The organism is Burkholderia sp. Tr-20355 (assembly GCF_017104685.1).
Classification (GTDB): Bacteria; Pseudomonadota; Gammaproteobacteria; order Burkholderiales; family Burkholderiaceae; genus Burkholderia; species Burkholderia seminalis.
In genome coordinates this window covers 1-18,183 of the sequence record NZ_JAAGPK010000156.1, presented here as the reverse complement: position 1 = coordinate 18,183, position 18,183 = coordinate 1, and the positions used below count along the sequence as shown (strand labels likewise).

15 protein-coding genes, 2 pseudogenes and 2 riboswitches are annotated in these 18,183 nt (G+C 69.7%); of the genes and pseudogenes, 11 read left to right on the top strand and 6 right to left on the bottom strand.

Translation table 11 applies throughout. The features are described 5' to 3' along the window. The 8 genes from G3N62_RS28220 to G3N62_RS28185 all read left to right on the top strand — a co-directional run. On the top strand, positions 1-401 hold a 401-nt coding region (locus G3N62_RS28220; RefSeq protein WP_206141360.1), incomplete at its 5' end, for an SGNH/GDSL hydrolase family protein. A gap of 234 nt (positions 402-635) precedes the next feature. Further along, complete coding sequence (locus tag G3N62_RS28215; RefSeq protein WP_124670639.1) at positions 636-1,688, top strand: oxidoreductase; 1,053 nt, start codon at positions 636-638, stop codon at positions 1,686-1,688. 201 nt (positions 1,689-1,889) lie between these two features. Beyond that, complete coding sequence (locus G3N62_RS28210; RefSeq protein ID WP_034188135.1) at positions 1,890-2,258, top strand: hypothetical protein; 369 nt, start codon at positions 1,890-1,892, stop codon at positions 2,256-2,258. Positions 2,259-2,379: 121 nt separating this feature from the next. Beyond that, positions 2,380-2,483, top strand: a riboswitch (glycine riboswitch). 33 nt (positions 2,484-2,516) lie between these two features. Further along, a riboswitch (glycine riboswitch) is annotated at positions 2,517-2,650 on the top strand. A gap of 82 nt (positions 2,651-2,732) precedes the next feature. Continuing rightward, a complete protein-coding gene (gene gcvT, locus G3N62_RS28205; protein ID WP_034188136.1) occupies positions 2,733-3,851 on the top strand; it encodes a glycine cleavage system aminomethyltransferase GcvT in 1,119 nt (372 codons plus the stop codon). 117 nt (positions 3,852-3,968) lie between these two features. Next, positions 3,969-4,349 carry a glycine cleavage system protein GcvH gene (gene gcvH, locus G3N62_RS28200; protein ID WP_034188137.1) on the top strand — a complete coding sequence of 127 codons (381 nt, stop codon included), beginning with the start codon at positions 3,969-3,971 and terminating at the stop codon, positions 4,347-4,349. Positions 4,350-4,407: 58 nt separating this feature from the next. Then, positions 4,408-7,335: an aminomethyl-transferring glycine dehydrogenase gene (gcvP, locus tag G3N62_RS28195; RefSeq protein ID WP_034188138.1), complete on the top strand. Its 2,928-nt coding sequence runs from the start codon at positions 4,408-4,410 to the stop codon at positions 7,333-7,335. Between the two features lie 151 nt (positions 7,336-7,486). Beyond that, positions 7,487-8,629: an alginate lyase family protein gene (locus G3N62_RS28190; RefSeq protein WP_034188244.1), complete on the top strand. Its 1,143-nt coding sequence runs from the start codon at positions 7,487-7,489 to the stop codon at positions 8,627-8,629. 30 nt (positions 8,630-8,659) lie between these two features. Continuing rightward, positions 8,660-10,048, top strand: coding sequence for an L-serine ammonia-lyase (locus G3N62_RS28185; RefSeq protein WP_034188139.1), 1,389 nt, complete (start codon positions 8,660-8,662; stop codon positions 10,046-10,048). A gap of 66 nt (positions 10,049-10,114) precedes the next feature. Here G3N62_RS28185 and G3N62_RS28180 read toward each other — a convergent pair. Together G3N62_RS28180 and G3N62_RS28175 are read right to left on the bottom strand one after the other, a co-directional pair. Next, positions 10,115-10,243 (bottom strand): annotated as a pseudogene (locus tag G3N62_RS28180) (VapC toxin family PIN domain ribonuclease); the annotation flags it as partial. Between the two features lie 67 nt (positions 10,244-10,310). Next, a complete protein-coding gene (locus G3N62_RS28175; RefSeq protein WP_124670640.1) occupies positions 10,311-10,595 on the bottom strand; it encodes a type II toxin-antitoxin system RelE/ParE family toxin in 285 nt (94 codons plus the stop codon). 90 nt (positions 10,596-10,685) lie between these two features. Here G3N62_RS28175 and G3N62_RS28170 point away from each other — a divergent pair, with 90 nt between their 5' ends. Both G3N62_RS28170 and G3N62_RS28165 read left to right on the top strand, forming a co-directional pair. Continuing rightward, the gene (locus tag G3N62_RS28170) at positions 10,686-12,389 is read left to right on the top strand and encodes a thiamine pyrophosphate-binding protein (protein ID WP_059559435.1); all 1,704 of its coding nucleotides are present in this window, start codon (positions 10,686-10,688) and stop codon (positions 12,387-12,389) included. Then, positions 12,386-13,480, top strand: coding sequence for an ADP-heptose--LPS heptosyltransferase (locus tag G3N62_RS28165; RefSeq protein ID WP_124670641.1), 1,095 nt, complete (start codon positions 12,386-12,388; stop codon positions 13,478-13,480). The genes G3N62_RS28170 and G3N62_RS28165 overlap by 4 nt, the downstream gene beginning before the upstream one ends. 48 nt (positions 13,481-13,528) lie before the next feature. Here G3N62_RS28165 and G3N62_RS28160 read toward each other — a convergent pair whose 3' ends face one another. The 3 genes from G3N62_RS28160 to G3N62_RS28150 all read right to left on the bottom strand — a co-directional run bounded on the left by G3N62_RS28160 (position 13,529) and on the right by G3N62_RS28150 (position 17,097). Beyond that, entirely contained in the window at positions 13,529-14,563 is a 1,035-nt protein-coding gene (locus G3N62_RS28160; RefSeq protein ID WP_034188143.1) for a helix-turn-helix domain-containing protein, read from the bottom strand. A gap of 217 nt (positions 14,564-14,780) precedes the next feature. Further along, positions 14,781-15,323 carry a hypothetical protein gene (locus tag G3N62_RS28155; protein WP_124670642.1) on the bottom strand — a complete coding sequence of 181 codons (543 nt, stop codon included), beginning with the start codon at positions 15,321-15,323 and terminating at the stop codon, positions 14,781-14,783. Positions 15,324-15,570: 247 nt separating this feature from the next. Beyond that, positions 15,571-17,097: an aldehyde dehydrogenase family protein gene (locus tag G3N62_RS28150; RefSeq protein WP_034188145.1), complete on the bottom strand. Its 1,527-nt coding sequence runs from the start codon at positions 17,095-17,097 to the stop codon at positions 15,571-15,573. A gap of 217 nt (positions 17,098-17,314) precedes the next feature. Here G3N62_RS28150 and G3N62_RS28145 point away from each other — a divergent pair, with 217 nt between their 5' ends. Further along, the gene (locus tag G3N62_RS28145) at positions 17,315-17,848 is read left to right on the top strand and encodes a pyridoxamine 5'-phosphate oxidase family protein (RefSeq protein WP_260435790.1); all 534 of its coding nucleotides are present in this window, start codon (positions 17,315-17,317) and stop codon (positions 17,846-17,848) included. 88 nt (positions 17,849-17,936) lie between these two features. Here the strand turns inward: G3N62_RS28145 and G3N62_RS28140 are convergent. After that, a pseudogene (locus G3N62_RS28140) lies at positions 17,937-18,183 on the bottom strand (MFS transporter); the annotation flags it as partial.

Genomic DNA, 18,183 nt, shown 5'->3' with positions numbered 1-18,183 from the left:
AGCCGGCCGAGCCGTTCGACGTGGCCGTCACGTCGCTCGGCGTCAACGACGTGACGGGCGGCGTGGCGCCCGCGCGCTGGCTGGCGCAGCAGGCCGAGCTGGTGCGGCTGCTCGCCGCCCGCTTCCGGGTCGGGCACGCGATCCTGTCGGCGGTGCCGCCGATGGAGCGCTTCCCGGCGCTGCCGCAGCCGCTCGCGTGGTATCTCGGGCTGCGCGCGAAGCGGCTCAATGCGGCGCTCGCCGGCTGGGCCGGCACGCAGCCGCACTGCACGTTCCTGCGGGTCGACCTGCCGCTCGAGCGCCACCTGATGGCCGCCGACCGCTTCCATCCCGGTGAAGCCGCGTGCGCGGCGTGGGCTTCTCAGGTCGCAACGGCCGTGCGGCAACGGGCAGCCGCATGACGCGGTGTGTGGGCCGCACGCCGCCCGTTCACCGCTCAGCCGGGCAGCCCGCGATGCCGCGCGCGGCGCACGGCCTCGCGCAAAATGCCGGCCTTCCTTGCGCATGTGCTGCGTCGCGTCGCGCATTTCGCCCAACGTGCCTGTGCAAGCGGCGGCGCCATGCCAAAATAGCCGGTCGTCTTCGCGCCGTTTCGGCGCGCCATCCTTTAGTTTCCTTCGCAGCCAGGAATTGCCATGTCGTCATTGCTCAGGATTGGTTTGATGGGTTTCGGTTTCGCCGGCGCGACGTTTCACGCGCCGGTGATCGCCACGAGCGGCCGCACTGAAGTCGCCGCGATCGCGACGGGGCAGCCCGATCGCGCGCAGGCCGCGTATCCGGGCGCGCGCGTGGTCCCCGATCTCGACGCGCTGCTCGGCCTCGACGACATCGAGTGCGTGGTGATCGCCACGCCGAACGACACGCACTTCACGCTCGCACGCCAGGTGCTCGAGGCCGGCCGCCACGTGGTCGTCGACAAGCCCGTCACGCTCACCGCCGACGAGGCGCTCGCGCTCGCGCGGCTCGCGAACGCGCGCAGCCGGCTGTTCGCGCCGTTTCACAACCGCCGCTGGGACGGCGATTTCCTCACCGTGCGCGACATCGTCAAATCGGGCGAGCTCGGCCGCCTCACCTATTTCGCGTCGCACTTCGACCGTTTCCGGCCGACGCCGCGCACGCGCTGGCGCGAGGAACCGGCCCGCGGCGGCGGCCTGCTGCTCGACCTCGGCCCGCACCTGATCGATCAGGCGCTCGCGCTGTTCGGCCTGCCGGAAACGGTGAGCGCGACCGTCAAGACGCGCCGCGACGATGGCACCGCGCCCGATTTCGTCCACCTGCTGCTCGGTTATCCGGACAAGGAGGTCGCGCTGCATGCGAGCGCGCTGTCGGCGATCGAGCCCGCGCGCTTCACGCTGCACGGCACGCGCGGCAGCTACCAGAAGTTCGGGCTCGACACGCAGGAAGACCAGCTCAAGGCCGGTCTCACCGCGGACGACGTCGAATTCGGCGGCGGCAACCCGCCCGGCCTGCTGCGCGTGCTCGACGGCGACGTCGAGGTCGAGCGCCCGATCCCGACCCTCGACGGCCAGTACGCGGAGTTCTACCGCGCGCTCGCGGCGTCGATCCGCGACGGCGCGCCGTTCCCCATCACCGCGCAGGACGCCGTCGACGTGATGACCGTCATCGAGCTTGCCGCGCAAAGCGAGCACGACGGCCGCCGGGTACCATTCGTGCGCCGCGCCATCTGACGGGCCGCCGGCCGGGCCGGCGCCTGCCCAGCCGCAGTCGCCCTCCCGCGTCGTTCGCGGGCAGCGGCCCTGCGCGGGCCGCCCCGCCGGCACGGTCCGGAACATTCCGTTACAAATGGTGCGGGAACGAAAGTCAGCGGTCATCCGGTCTGACGCGTTTCTCAAACAGTCGATCCGACACCAAACCGTCAGGAGAATGTGATGCAACGGTTGATTCGCGCAGCGGCATGCTGCGTCCTGGTTTCCACGCTCGCGGCCTGTATCGTGCAGCCGCAGCGACCGGTCCGGCAGGCACCGCCGCCTCCGCCGCGACCGAATCCGCAGGTCGTCGCGAACGACCGCATGCAAGAGGTCCAGGGCCGGATCGACAACCTGCACCGCCGGATCGACGCGCGCGTCAACAACGGCTACTACCCGCCGCCGTACGGCGCGCAACTGCACCACCGCCTCGACGTGATCCGCCAGGAAGCGAACGACATGTCGGCCCAGCATAACGGCGGCCTGTCCGGCGACGAGCAGCGCGTGCTGAACCAGGAACTCGACACCGCCGCACGCGCGATCGGCGAGTAATCCCGGCAGCGCCGCCCCTTCCCGGTGTCGGCGAAAGCGGCGGCCCCTCACGCCGCCGCTTGTCGCGAAGCGACATTATTTTGCCCAAATTGACAATGCCCATCTGCTCGCGTACAGTCGCCCGCACGCGTCGGGAGAGCGTGTAACCGGGTGGTTTCGACACCGGTTGCGCCGCCGAAGGGGCACACCCGCAAACTCTCAGGCAAAAGGACCGACCGCGTCGGGGAATCGCGTCCGCGCACTGCGCGGGCCATACGCTCCCCGCACTCTGGAGAGCGGCAGTAGCCCGCAGCGCACTGGTTGCGCGGGCAGGCTGCCCACCGAAGGGGCGCGCGCCGGCCGGGCTTTGCCCGCCGCGCAATCTCTCAGGTATCGAGGACAGAGGGGCATGTACCGGATCGCTCGGGCCATCGGCCGCGGCGGTCGGCACATGGCCGTTCTGATCCGCGCGCAAGCGCCTTGCCTGAGGCCTCGATGACTGCACTGAATCACACCCCGCTCAACGCCGCGCACCGCGCGCTCAATGCCCGCATGGTCGACTTCGGCGGCTGGGACATGCCCGTCAACTACGGCTCGCAGATCGAAGAACACGCAGCCGTGCGCACCGACGCCGGCATGTTCGACGTGTCGCACATGTGCGTGATCGATTTCACCGGCAGCCGCGTGCGCGCGTTCTTCGAGCACGCGATCGCAAACAACGTCGGCAAGCTCAAGACGCCCGGCAAGGCGCTTTACTCGTGCCTGCTCAACCCGCAGGGCGGCGTCATCGACGACCTGATCGTCTATTACTTCACCGAGGAATTCTTCCGCGTCGTCGTCAATGCCGGCACGGCCGAGAAAGACATCGCGTGGTTCAACCAGCTGAACGAGCAAGGCGGCTTCGGTCTCACGATCGCGCCGCGCCGCGACTTCGCGATCGTCGCCGTACAGGGCCCGAACGCGCGCGAAAAGGTGTGGACGACGGTGCCTTCCGCACGCGCCGCGACCAGCGAGCTGAAGCCGTTCAACGCCGCGCAGGTCGCCGGCACGCCGTTCGGCGACCTCACCATCGCCCGCACCGGCTATACCGGTGAAGACGGTTTCGAAGTGATCGTCCCGGCCGTGCACGTCGAAGCGCTGTGGGCCGCGCTGCAGCAAAACGGCGTGCGTCCGTGCGGGCTCGGCGCGCGCGACACGCTGCGCCTGGAGGCCGGCATGAACCTGTACGGCCAGGACATGGACGACACCGTCTCCCCGCTCGACGCGGGCCTCGCGTGGACGGTCGACCTCACCGCGCCGCGCGACTTCGTCGGCCGCGCCGCACTGGAAGCCAACGGCACGCGCGCCGCGTTCGTCGGCCTGATCCTGCAGAAGGAAAACGGCAAGGCGGGCGGCGTGCTGCGCGCGCACCAGAAGGTCGTCACGCCGCACGGCGAAGGCGAGATCACGAGCGGCACGTTCTCGCCGTCGATGCAGGAATCGATCGCGTTCGCGCGCGTGCCGGCCGCCGTCCAGATCGGCGACCTGATCCAGGTGCAAATTCGAGACAAGAATCTTCCCGCGCGCGTGGTAAAACTGCCGTTCGTACGCAACGGCAAGGTCCTCGCTGCGTAACGGCCGGGAGGCGTGCCTCCCGGTAAGCCGGGAGATGGCGCCCGGCGCAACCCTACCCGGCGTGCCATGGCGGCGCGCCAGAAGAACGAATCACACCCTTTTATCCAGGAGCAACCGATGAGCAACGTCCCGGCCGAGCTGAAATACACCGACGAACACGAGTGGATCCGCACCGAGGCAGACGGCACGCTGACGGTCGGCATCACCGATCACGCGCAGAACACGCTTGGCGACATCGTGTTCCTCGAACTGCCGGCAGTCGGCAAGCAAGTGAAGGAAGGCGATGCCGTCGGCGTCGTCGAGTCGGTGAAGGCGGCATCCGACATCTACTCGCCGGTGTCCGGCGAAATCATCGCCATCAACGAAGAAGCCACCGACGCACCGGAAGCAGTGAACAGCGACGCGTACGGCGTGTGGCTCTTCAAGATCAAGCTCGCGGCCGGCGCATCGACCGACAAGCTGATCGACGCAGCCGCCTACGGCAAGCTGATCGACTAATTTCCCTACCCGAACCGCGCGGCGCCGGCCTCGGCCCGCGCGGGACCAGAGTCACGCCATGAAGCTCGAACACCCGGACCGCCTGATGAACCGCACGCCCCTCTCGCTCGCCGCGCTCGAAACGCACGACGCGTTCGCCGAACGCCACATCGGCCCCGACGCCGCCAGCCAGCAGGCCATGCTCGACACGCTCGGCTTCGCGTCGCGCGCCGCCCTGATCGACGCCGTGATCCCGGCCTCGATCCGCCGCGCCGAAACGCTGCCGCTCGGCCCGTTCGCGCAGCCGAAGAGCGAGGCCGAAGCGCTCGCCGCGCTGCGGGTTCTCGCGGACAAGAACCAGGTGTTCCGCTCGTATATCGGTCAGGGTTACCACGACACGCACACGCCGGCCGTGATCCTGCGCAACGTGCTCGAAAACCCGGCGTGGTACACGGCCTACACGCCGTACCAGCCTGAAATTTCCCAGGGCCGCCTCGAGGCGCTCCTGAACTTCCAGCAGATGGTCGCCGACCTGACGGGCCTCGCGATCTCGAACGCGTCGCTGCTCGATGAAGCGACCGCCGCGGCCGAAGCGATGACGCTGCTGCAGCGCACCGGCAAGCCGGCGTCGAACGTGTTCTACGTCGCCGACGACGTGCTGCCGCAAACGCTCGAAGTGATCCGCACGCGCGCGCTGCCGGTCGGCATCGAGGTCAGGACGGGCCCGGCCGCCGACGCGGCGCAGGCGAACGCATTCGGCGTGCTGCTGCAATACCCGGGCGTGAACGGCGACGTGCGCGACTACCGCGCGCTCACCGAAGCGATCCATGCGGCCGGCGGCCACGTGGTCGTCGCGGCCGACCTGCTCGCGCTGACCGTGCTGACGCCGCCCGGCGAATGGGGCGCGGACGTCGCGATCGGCAACACGCAGCGCTTCGGCGTGCCGATGGGCTTCGGCGGCCCGCACGCCGCCTATCTCGCGGTGCGCGACGAATTCAAGCGCCAGATGCCGGGCCGCCTCGTCGGCGTGACGGTCGACGCACAGGGCAAGCCCGCGCTGCGCCTCGCGCTGCAGACGCGCGAACAGCACATCCGCCGCGAGAAGGCGACGTCGAACGTGTGTACCGCGCAGGCGCTGCTCGCGATCATGGCCAGCATGTACGCGGTCTACCACGGCCCGCATGGCCTGAAGACGATCGCGCTGCGCGTGAACCGCATCGCGGCGCTCTTCGCCGCCGGCGTGAAGCAGCTCGGTTTCGCGACCGTCAACGACACGTTCTTCGACACGCTGACGGTCGACACCGGCACGCGCACCGCGCAGGTCCATGAATTCGCGAAGGCCAAGCGCATCAACCTGCGCCGCGTGAGCGACACGCAAGTCGGCGTGTCGGTCGACGAAACCACGACGCGCGACGACCTCGCCGACCTGCTTGACGTGTTCGCGCAGGCCGCGGGCGGCACCGCACCGGCCGTCGACGCGCTGGACGCGGGCCTCGCCGGCGTCGCCGCGCTGCCGGCCGGCCTCGAACGCACGAGCGCGTACCTGACGCACCACGTGTTCAACCGCCACCATTCCGAAACCGAAATGCTGCGCTACCTGCGCAGCCTGTCGGACAAGGATCTCGCGCTCGACCGCTCGATGATCCCGCTCGGCTCGTGCACGATGAAGCTGAACGCGACGTCGGAAATGCTGCCCGTCACGTGGCCCGAGTTCGGCGGCATCCATCCGTTCGCACCGGCCGAGCAGACCGTCGGCTACCGCGAGATGATCGACCAGCTCGAGCAGATGCTCGTCGCGGCCACCGGCTACGCGGCCGTGTCGCTGCAACCGAACGCCGGCTCGCAGGGCGAGTACGCGGGCCTGCTGATCATCCACGCGTACCACGCATCGCGCGGCGAAGCGCATCGCGACGTGTGCCTGATCCCGGCATCCGCGCACGGCACGAACCCGGCGTCGGCGCACATGGCCGGCATGAAGGTCGTGGTCGTCGCCTGCGACGCGCAGGGCAACGTCGACATCGCCGACCTGAAGGCGAAGGCCGAAGCACATTCGAAGGACCTCGCGGCGATCATGATCACGTATCCGTCGACGCACGGCGTGTTCGAGCAGAACGTCCGCGAGATCTGCGAGATCGTGCACGCGCACGGCGGCCAGGTGTACGTCGACGGCGCGAACATGAACGCGATGGTCGGCCTGACCGCGCCGGGCCAGTTCGGCGGCGACGTGTCGCACCTGAACCTGCACAAGACCTTCTGCATCCCGCACGGCGGCGGCGGCCCGGGCGTCGGCCCGGTCGCGGTCGGCGCGCACCTCGCGAAGTTCCTGCCGAACCAGCGTTCGACCGGCTATGCGCGCGGCGAGGAAGGCATCGGCGCGGTGTCGGCCGCCCCGTACGGCTCGGCGTCGATCCTGCCGATCTCGTGGATGTACATCGCGATGATGGGCGCGAAGAACCTGACCGCCGCGACGGAAACCGCGATCCTCAACGCGAACTACATCGCGAAGCGCCTCGCGCCCCACTACCCGGTGCTGTATTCGGGCCCGGGCGGGCTGGTCGCGCACGAGTGCATTCTCGACCTACGCCCGATCAAGGAGTCGAGCGGCATCAGCGTCGACGACGTCGCGAAGCGCCTGATGGACTACGGCTTCCACGCGCCGACGATGAGCTTCCCGGTGCCGGGCACGCTGATGGTCGAGCCGACCGAATCGGAATCGCAGGAAGAACTCGACCGCTTCATCGCCGCGATGATCGCGATCCGCGAGGAAATCCGCGCGGTCGAGGAAGGTCGCGCCGATCGCGAGGACAACCCGCTGCGTCACGCGCCGCATACGGCGGCCGTCGTCACCGCGAACGAATGGCCGCACGCGTACTCGCGCGAGCAGGCTGCGTACCCGGTCGCGTCGCTCGGCACGAACAAGTACTGGCCGCCGGTCGGCCGCGCGGACAACGCGTACGGCGACCGCAACCTGTTCTGCTCGTGCGTGCCGATGTCGGAATACGCGTAACGCACGCCAGCCCCGGCGCCGCCCGACGATGACCGCACCGCACGCAACCCGGGGTTGCGTGCGGTTTTTGCGTTCGCCGGGCGAACCGGTTCACGTTCCCCCGCCAATCCGGCTAACATCACACGCGATCCAGCCAATGAAGGAGTTCCGCATGGTGCGTCCGATGTTTCCGGGCCATGGTGCAAACAGGACGCGGCCGCACGCGCGTGCCGGTCGTTTCGTGCCGATGCTCGTCGCCTCGCTGTCGCTTGCCGCCGCCGGCCTCGGCGCGTCCGGCGGCGCGCGCGCGGCGATGAATTTCTGCGCGGCGCCGGCGCTGCAGGCGAGCGAGACGACGCAGGCCGAGCCGGGCGTGCAGGCGCTGATCCGCAGCGTCGACGCGCGCATCGGCGAGCAGCCGAAGGCGATGGCGCGCGTGCACACCGAGGGCACGCTGCCGCACGAAGGCATCTACGACCAGAGTGCGGCCGCGCTGAAGGACATGGACCTGATGCGCGACGCGGCGCTCGCGTGGCGCGTGACGAACGCGCCGCGCTACCTGCAGCTCGTCGACCGCTTCCTGTCCGCGTGGGTCTCGACCTACCAGCCGAGCTTCAATCCGATCGACGAAACGCGCTTCGAGAGCCTGATCGTCGCGTACGACATGACCGCGAGCGCGCTGCCGGTAAAAACGCGCAACGCGACGGCCGCGTTCATCGCGAAGCTCGGCGCCGGCTACGTCGCGCAGATCGACGCGCAGAAGCGCCCGCTCACCGGCACCTGGCGCAACAACTGGCAGAGCCACCGGATCAAGCTGATCGCGCTGTCCGCGTTCACGCTCGGCGACCGCAAGATGATGAACGCCGCGCAACGGCTGTTCGTCGAGCATCTCGCCGACAACATCGGCCCGGACGGCAAGACATGGGACTTCGAGGAACGCGATGCGCTGCATTACGCGGTCTACGACCTGCAGCCGCTGGTGACGGCCGCGCTCGCCGCGCGCCGCTTCAACCGCAACTGGCTGCGCGAACGCGGCGCGAACGGCGCGACGCTCGCGGCGGCGCTCGACTGGCTCGTGCCGTACGCGCTCGGCGAGAAGACCCACGAGGAATTCGTGAATTCGCCGGTGCCGTTCGACGCGAAGCGCCGCGAGGCCGGCTTGCCGGGCTACACGGGGCAGTGGGACCCGAAAAACGCCACCGAACTCTTCCATCTGGCCGCGCGGCTCGACGGGCGCTATGCCCGCGTCGCGCAGCAGCTTTCCCCAACGCCGCCCGCATGGCTCGCCGCGTGCCTGCCATTGCAGGCGCGCTAGCACTACTCTTAAAGCAAGGCAGGTATCGAAATGGCAGTCAGCGTGTTTGACCTCTTCAAGATCGGCATCGGTCCGTCCAGTTCGCACACGGTCGGGCCGATGCGCGCGGCGCTGATGTTCGTCCAGGGCCTCGAGCGCGACGGGCTGCTCGACGCGACGGCCCACGTGAAGGTCGAGCTGTACGGCTCGCTCGGCGCGACCGGCAAGGGCCACGGCACCGACCGCGGCGTGATGCTCGGCCTGCTCGGCGACGCGCCCGACACCGTCGATCCCGACACGATCGACGCGCGGCTGGAAGACGTCCGCCAGTCGAAGAAACTCGCGCTGCTCGGCACGCATCCGGTGCCGTTCGTGCTGAAGGAGAACATCGCGTTCTACCGCCAGGCGCTGCCCGAGCATCCGAACGGGATGAAGCTGCGCGCGAGCGACGCGAACGGCGCGGTACTGGTCGAGCGCACCTACCTGTCGGTCGGCGGCGGCTTCGTCGTGACGGCCGGCGCGCCGAACACGAAGGTGCTGAGCGCGGCCGAGCAGATGACGCACCCGTTCCGCACCGGCGCCGAGCTGCTCGCGCTGACCGCGTCGACCGGCAAGTCGATCGCGCAGCTGATGTGGGAAAACGAGCGCGCGTGGCACACCGAGGAAGAAACGCGCGACGGGCTGCTGAAGATCTGGGCCGTGATGCAATCGTGCGTGTCGCGCGGCTGCGGGATCGGCAACCCCGACGCCGACGGCAACCTGCCCGGCCCGTTCCAGGTCAAGCGCCGCGCGCCGCAACTGTACCGCACGCTGACCGGCAGCCCGGAGCGCGCGCTGCAGGATCCGCTGTCGATGATCGACTGGATCAACCTGTATGCGATCGCGGTCAACGAGGAAAACGCGGCCGGCGGCCGCGTGGTCACCGCGCCGACCAACGGTGCGGCCGGCATCATCCCGGCCGTGCTGCACTACTACACGCGCTTCACGCCCGGCGCGAACGAGCAAGGCGTGATCGACTTCCTGCTGACGGCCGCCGCGATCGGCATTCTGTACAAGCTCAACGCGTCGATCTCGGGCGCGGAAGTCGGCTGCCAGGGCGAAGTGGGTGTCGCGTGCTCGATGGCGGCCGGCGCGCTCGCGGCCGTGCTCGGCGGCACGCCGCAGCAGGTCGAGAACGCGGCCGAGATCGGCATGGAACACAACCTCGGCCTCACCTGCGACCCGGTCGGCGGGATGGTGCAGATCCCGTGCATCGAGCGCAACGCGATGGCGTCGGTGAAGGCCGTCAATGCGGCGCGCATGGCGCTGCGCGGCGACGGCTCGCACTACGTGTCGCTCGACTCCGTGATCAAGACGATGCGCGAGACCGGCGCCGACATGAAGACGAAGTACAAGGAAACGTCGCGCGGCGGGCTGGCGGTGAACATCGTCGAGTGCTGATGCGGGTTCCGGCGGCCACGCGGGTCACGATGTCCCGCATGGCCGCCGGGCGCTAACGGGCGTGCATCAGTCGTTCAACCCGTTCTCGAGCCGCAAGCCCGGATAACCGGCGAAGTCCCGCTCGTTGTGGGTCACGAGCACGACGTCGAGCGGCACAGCGTGAGCGGCGATCGGTTTGTCGGGATGATCTTCTTCCGCTCGCGGGCGGGGTTCATGCACACCGCGACAGGCTCGATGCAAGCCAGGTATCCGCATGACGCCATCACGGCCACTGCCGTCGCGCATGCAACACGCGAAGAATTGCCACGATGTGCTCGGTGGGTCGAATGCGATAGACGAGCACATGGTTCGGCGCAATCACCAGCTCGCGCGTACCTGCCACCCGCCCTCGCCGATACAGTTCCGCGCGCGCCGGCAACGCCGGTGCCTTCTCCTCCAGCAGTTCGTCCAGTTCGAGCGCGGCCAGCGGATCGTCCTGGCCGATATGGTCCATGATCGCGGCGCGATCCTCGCGCGCCTTGGGATTCCAGTACAGCGCGAGGGTCAAGCAGCGCCACCCCGCTTGCCCGCGGCACTTTTCAGCGCCCGGCCAACGGGCGTAAGCTGTACGTCCCGCTACCCAGGGAGACGGCAGCCCATGTCGCATGCCAAGGATCTCGAGCCGCGCGCCACCACCGGTGCGCGACTGCTCGTCGATGCGTTGCTCGCCAATCACGTCGAACGCGTCTTCTGCGTGCCGGGCGAAAGCTTCCTCGCCGTACTCGATGCGCTGGCGGACGACACCGCGCGCATCCAGACGGTCGTCTGCCGTCACGAGGCGGCCGCCGCGAACATGGCCGAAGCGGTCGGCAAGCTGACCGGCCGTCCCGGCATCGCATTCGTCACGCGCGGGCCCGGCGCGACCCATGCGTCGATCGGCGTGCACACCGCGTTCCAGGATTCGACGCCGATGATCCTGTTCGTCGGCCAGTGCGCACGCGAGCACCTCGACCGCGAAGCCTTCCAGGAAATCGACTACCGCCGGATGTTCGGCCAGATGGCGAAATGGGTCGCGCAGATCGACGACCCGCGCCGCCTCCCCGAATACCTGAGCCATGCGTTTCACGTCGCGACGTCGGGCCGGCCCGGCCCGGTCGTGCTCGCGCTGCCGGAGGACGTGCTGTCCGAAGCGTGCGCGTCCCAACCCGTCGTGCCGGCCGCGAAACGCGTCGCGGCCGCGCCGTCGGCCGCGCAGCTCGACGAGCTGCGCGAGCGGCTCGCGCGCGCGGAGCGGCCGTTCGCGATCGTCGGCGGCAGCGGCTGGACGCCCGACGCGTGCGCGAACCTGCGCACCTTCGTCGAACGCTGGCAACTGCCGGTCGCGTGCGCGTTCCGCTTCCAGGACACGATCGACAACGCGCACCCGAACTACGCGGGCGACGTCGGCCTCGGGATCAACCCCGCGCTCGCGAAGCGCATCCGCGACGCCGACCTGCTGCTCGTGATCGGGCCGCGCCTCGGCGAAGCCACGACCGGCGGCTATACGCTGCTCGACATCCCGAAAACGCGCCAGACGCTGATCCACGTGCACCAGGGCGCCGACGAACTCGGCCGCGTGTATGCGGCCGACCTGCCGATCGTGTCGGGAATGCCCGAGATCGCCGCGCCGCTTGCCGCGCTCGAGCCGCCCGACCGTCCGGCATGGGCCGGCGCGGCCGCCGACGCCCATCGCGCGTACCGCGAATGGCATGCGCCGCTGCCGATGCCCGGCGACGTCCAGCTCGGCGACGTGATGGTGCAGTTGCGCGAGCGCCTGCCGCACGACGCGATCCTGACCAACGGCGCCGGCAACTATGCGATCTGGCTGCATCGCCACTTCGCGTACCGGCACTTCCGTTCGCAGCTCGCGCCGACCAGCGGCGCGATGGGCTACGGGCTGCCGGCCGCGCTCGCCGCGAAGTCGCTGTACCCGTCGCGCGCGGTCGTCGCGCTGGCGGGCGACGGCTGCTTCATGATGGCCGGCAACGAACTCGCGACCGCGATGCAGTACGGGCTGAACATCGTCGCGATCGTCGTCAACAACGGGCATTTCGGCACGATCCGCATGCATCAGGAGCGCAACTATCCGGGCCGCGTGCACGGCACGGGGCTCACGAATCCCGATTTCGCCGCCTATGCGCGTGCATTCGGCGCGCATGGCGAGACGGTCGAGCGCACCGCCGAATTCGCGCCCGCGCTCGAGCGCGCGCTGACCTGCGGGTTGCCCGCGGTGATCGAGATCCGCATCCCGCAGGACGCCAGCACGCCGGCCGCGACGCTCGAACAGATCCGCGAGCAAGGCCGCCGGGCGCGCGGCGGGTGACGGTGGACACGCACACCGCGCCGCCCGGCGCCGGGCTGTCGCATGAGGACGCGCTGGCCTGCCCCGGCACGCTGCTCGCGCCCGACGGCGCGCTCGTCGCGCCGTACGACCTCGAGTCCGGCAACCTGCGTGCCGACGGCCACGTGCCGGCCGCGCCCGCGCTCGGCCTGCTGCACGCCGCGCATCGGCCGTTCCGGCTCGATTACGACGACGCGCGACACGTGCACGTGATCAACGGAATGGGCGTCACGCTCGGCGATTCGGTGATCGGGCTGACGGCCGTCACCGCGCTGCGTGCGGCCCACCCGGGCCTGCGTTTCACGCTGTACCGGCCGGCCCGCGCGCCGCGCTATGTCGACACGCTGTATGCGCTCGCGGCCGACGTCGTCGCGCCGTCGCGCACGCTGCCGTGCCCGGTCGACGCGCTGCCCGCCGATGCGCCATGCATCGACGTCGGCAATCACCTGTACTGGCCCGCATTCGCGCGGCTGCCGATGATCGATTTCTTCCTGGATGCGCTCGGCGTCGACCCGGCCGCCGTACCGGCCGCCGCGAAGCGCAACCGCTGGCTCGCCCGGCTGCCGCTGCCCGCGCTGCCGGCCGCGTGGCAGCGGCCGTACGTCCTGTTCTGCCCGAACGCGAGCACCGCCGTGCGCAGCGTGCCGCCCGCGCTGCGCGCGGCATTCGTGGATCGGCTCGTGCAGCGCTACGGGCTGCCGGTGGCCGGTTTCGGCCCGGTCGCGCATCCCCACTACGTCGACGTGAGCGGCGACGCCACCGACACCGCGCGCTTCATCTCGTGGGTCAAGGGTGCCCGCCTGCTGTTCGCGCCCGACACGGCCGCCTTGCATCTCGCCGACGGTTTCGACGTGCCGACGCTCGCGTGCTTCACGACGATCGGGCCGGCGCTGCGCGTGCGCGACTATCCGCATTGCGTACCGGTCGAACTCGAATTGCCGGCCGAATTGCGCGGGCTGCACCGCAGCGAGCGGCCGGACGATCTCGCGGCGGTCGAAGCCGCTTACCGGAACGTCGACTGGGATGGGCTGCCGTGGCCCGCACCGCGCGATGCGGCGGCGGCCACCGGATAAGGAACCCGGGTGCGGCAGCGAGTCGGAACGTCGCCCCCGCCGCCTTCGTCACCCCGCGCCGACTCGCACCGCGCGATCGCGCAGCGTCTCCGACGGCCGCTTGCCGAACAGGCGCCGGTAATCGGTCGCGAACTGGCTCAGGTGCCAGAAGCCCCATGCCTCCGCGACATCCTGCACCGAGCCGGCCGCGCGGCCGCACAGGTCGCGCCGCGCGCCGTTCAGCCGCAGCGTGCGCAGGTAGGTCGCGGGCGCCATCCCGAGCACGTCCTGGAAGCAGTACTGCAGCGTGCGCCGGCTCACGTGCAACTGCTCGCACAATTCCGGCACGCCGACCGGGCGCGTACGGTGCGCGAGCACGTAGTCGCGCGCCTGATCGACGATCCAGCGCCGCGTCGACGGCGCGGCGCCGCTGCCGTCGTCGGCCGGGTGCGCGCACACGTCGAACAGCGCGGCCAGCACGTCGGCCTGCAGGTCGTCGCGCTGCGCATCGGGCAGCGGGCCGGCCATTGCCACCGCACCGTCGAGGCGGCGGCCGAGCAGCGCGCACAGGCGCGCGAGCCGCGCATCGCCGACCTGCATCACGCACTGCGTGAACAGCCGCTCGTCGAGCGCACGGCGTTCGACCTCCTGCGCGTAGCGGCGCAGCACGTCGCCGCGCACGACGACGCCGTAGATCGAGAACTGCGCGGGCGTCACCAGTTCGAATTCGACGTTACCGGGCCGGAACGCGAGCGCACCGGGCCCGATGCGGCACGCATCGACGCGCGCCGTGCCGTCGGACACGAGCGGAATGCCGAACCAGTACGCGTCGCCGCGCACTTCGCACGCCTGACGCAGCAGGTGGCTCGTCGATTCGCGAAACAGCTTCATCGTGTCGAGCGGCAGCTCGGTCAGCGTGCCGACGAAGCGGCCGGCCGCGAGCTGGTCGTAGGTCTGCCGCCAGCCGATCAGGTTGCGCGCCTGCTCGTCCGCATCGTGCGCGACGCTGACGACCGCCTGCCCGGCCAGCGCATCGTCGCCCTGCGCATTGCGCCGCGTGTCTTCGGCGGTCGGTTCTTCCCTGCACGCCACGTATTGATCCATCGTGTCCTCCCTCACCTGCGCGGAACCGCGCCTGTCACGCAAGTCCCGTGCCGAACCGCATGGCCCGGCGAATCGCCCGCCATTGCACGCTGTCCGGCCGATACGCGCCATGCGGGCGCACCCGAAGGCGGCGGCGCGCGCACGCCGCCGGTGCGATACGCGGTGCAACATGCGCCGCGACCGCGCATCCGTGCCGCGACCGGCTCCCGCACACCGGCTAGCCGGCCGGCTTCAGCCGCACGACCCGCGTGCCGCAGTTGCCGTACGCCTGCGCGACCGCCAGCTCGACGATCGTGCTGCCCGCCGCCCACGGCGCCGCGTCCGCTTCGGGCTGATCGGCCCGCAACGTGGCGCGGCCGTTGATCCGGTACCGGATCCCGCGCACGAAATCGACGAACAGCAACCCGACACCGCTGCCGTCGTACACGGCCGACGCGATCCGGCCGCCGCCGTCATGTGCGGCCAACGCAAACCGCAGCGTCTTCGTGTCGATCACGCGAACGACGGGCAGCAGATCGCCGTTCGCATCGCGCAGGCTCTGCACGATGTCGCAGGTCACGACAGCGCCGGTGCCGCCCGCTGCGCCGACGAACATGAACGGCTGCGATTCGACGAACTGCCGCACGCCGATGCTCAGGCGCGTCGTCACGACGTCGCTCATCCGCTCGGCTTCGTCGGCGACGCCGAAGCGGTGCTGCGCGTCGAGTTCACCCGGATGAAATACCGGGTGACGCGGAAAGGATCGGGGCGGTTCTGCCATGCTGGTTCTTGTTAAGCGCGTGAGCGCACCGTGCCGCCGCGAACGGGCGGCCGCCGGTGTCGTCTCCGGTGCCGGATGCGACGATGCAGCGCCGGCGCCGAATGTCGAAATCGAAACGGGCCAGGCGCCGCGCGAGCGCGCCCGGCGCCGTATGCGCTGCCCGCGTCGCCGTGAAAGACCGGCAACCGCACCGGCCGGCGTTGCGCTGCCGGCCGGTGCGTCCCGGCGCTTGCCCCCGTGTCGGCGATCAGAAGAACCCGAGCGCCTCGGCCTGATAGCTCACCAGCAGGCACTTCGTCTGCTGATAGTTCGACAGCGCCATCTTGTGCGTCTCGCGGCCGATCCCCGACTGCTTGTAGCCGCCGAACGCCGCATGCGCGGGGTACAGGTGATAGCAGTTGGTCCACACGCGGCCGGCCTCGACCTCGCGGCCCATCCGGTACGCACGCGTGCCGTTGCGCGTCCACACACCGGCGCCGAGCCCGTAGAACGTGTCGTTCGCGAGTTCGATCGCTTCCTGCTCGTCCTTGAACGTCATCACCGACGCGACCGGCCCGAAGATCTCTTCCTGGAACACGCGCATCTTGTTGTTGCCGAGCAGCATCGTCGGCTTCACGTAGTAGCCCGTGCCGAGTTCCGCGGCCGGCGCCGTGCGCTCGCCGCCCGTCAGGCATTGCGCGCCTTCGCCGCGGCCGATGTCGATGTACGACAGGATCTTGTCGAGCTGCTGCTGCGACGCCTGCGCGCCGATCATCGTCTGCAGGTCGAGCGGGTGGCCGGCCTTGATGCGTTCGACGCGCGCGACGGCCTTCTCGATGAAGCGTTCGTAGATCGATTCCTGGATCAGGATCCGCGACGGGCACGTGCACACTTCGCCCTGGTTCAGCGCGAACATCGCGAGCCCTTCGAGCGCCTTGTCGAGGAACGCGTCGTCCTGGTCAAGCACGTCGGCGAAGAAGATGTTCGGGCTCTTGCCGCCCAGTTCGACCGTCGACGGGATCAAGCTCTCGGCCGCGGCGCGCAGGATGTGCTTGCCGACCGGCGTCGAGCCCGTGAACGCGATCTTCGCGATCCGCTTGCTGGTCGCGAGCGCTTCGCCCGCTTCCTTGCCGAAGCCGTTCACGATGTTGATCGTGCCGGCCGGGAACAGGTCGCCGATCAGCTCCATCAACACCAGCACCGACGCGGGCGTCTGCTCGGCCGGCTTCATCACGACGCAGCAGCCGGCCGCGAGCGCCGGCGCGAGCTTCCACGCGGCCATCAGCAGCGGGAAGTTCCACGGGATGATCTGGCCGACCACGCCGAGCGGTTCGTGGAAGTGGTACGCGACGGTGTTGTCGTCGATCTCGGAGATGCCGCCCTCTTGCGCGCGGATGCAGCCCGCGAAATAGCGGAAGTGGTCGATCGCGAGCGGCAGGTCGGCGGCCATCGTCTCGCGCAGCGGCTTGCCGTTGTCGATCGTCTCGGCCACGGCCAGCAGCTTCAGGTTCTTTTCCATCCGGTCGGCGGCGGCGAGCAGCAGGTTCGCGCGCTCGGCCACGGACGTCTTGCCCCACTTGCGGCGCGCGGCGTGCGCGGCGTCGAGCGCCAGCTCGATGTCGTCGGCGCCCGAGCGCGGCACGCGGCAGAACGGCTGGCCGTTGATCGGCGACACGTTCTCGAAATACTCGCCCTTCACCGGCGCGACCCACTTGCCGCCGATGTAGTTGTCGTATTGCTGACGGTACGGGTATTCGACGTCGAGGCCCAGTTGCTTCAGGTCAAACGGGTTCATACATGTCTCCTGTTCATCGTGCTTTGTGTGGATGCAGCGCCGGTTGGAATGCGCTGCATCCGTTTACGCAACATGCGTGCCAAACAGGACATGACCACGTCGATCACCGCCGGCCCGTGTGCGCACCGTGCGGTGTTCACACGTGAAGCACGACCGGTGCGCCGATTCTGAACACCGCGATTGCGCAGCGGCGCGGCCGGTGTTCGAAATTTCCACAGTGCGCGGCACGGCGCTGCACGCGGATGCGGGCCGCGCCGCGTGGCATGTCGCTTGCGTGCGACCCGACGATCGACACGCAACGGCATTCGCGCCGCCCGACACCATGAACGACCCGTGCCCGCTGACCGACGACGCCATCGCGTTCATCCGCGAGCAGGCGTTCCTGATCGTCGCGACCGCCGACGCGGCCGGCAACGGCGACTGCTCGTACCGCGGCCGCCAGCCGCGCGGCGACGGCTCGTTCGAGCCGCTCGTCCACCTGCCCGACCACCGCACGCTCGTGCTGCCCGACTTCGCGGGCAACAACCTCTTCAATACGATCGGCAACCTGCTCGTGAATCCCGCGATCGCGCTGCTGTTCGTCGATTTCGTGCGCCAGACGACCTGGCTCGTGCAGGGACGCGCGACGATCGACGAGGATGCGGGAAGCCGCGCGCACCTGTGGCCCGATGCGTTGCGCTATGTGGTGGTCGACGTGGAACGGGCACAGGCGCGGGCCGATGCGGCGCTGCCGCCGCTCGTGCTCGCATGACGCGTCGCGTGTGATCCACGCGCGACGGAATAGGCCGGCGCGCGGCTTGCCGTCATCCGCACCGCCACGCGCGACGACGACGCAACGCTCAACGTCCGTGCGTTTCCGCGCAGGCCGGTTCGATCCGGCCGCGCACTGGCGCGCCGGCGCCGTCATCCGCTTCAGGCGTTTCAGCCACGGCAGGCCGCCCGCCGAGAAACGCGAACACCACGGCGGCACACAACACGGTAACGACGGCCAGCCCGGTCAGCAGCCGGTCGAACGCATGCGCGTAGCTCGCGATCAACGCCGCGTGCCCGACGCCCGGCAACGCGGCGGCCGCGCCCGCGAGATCA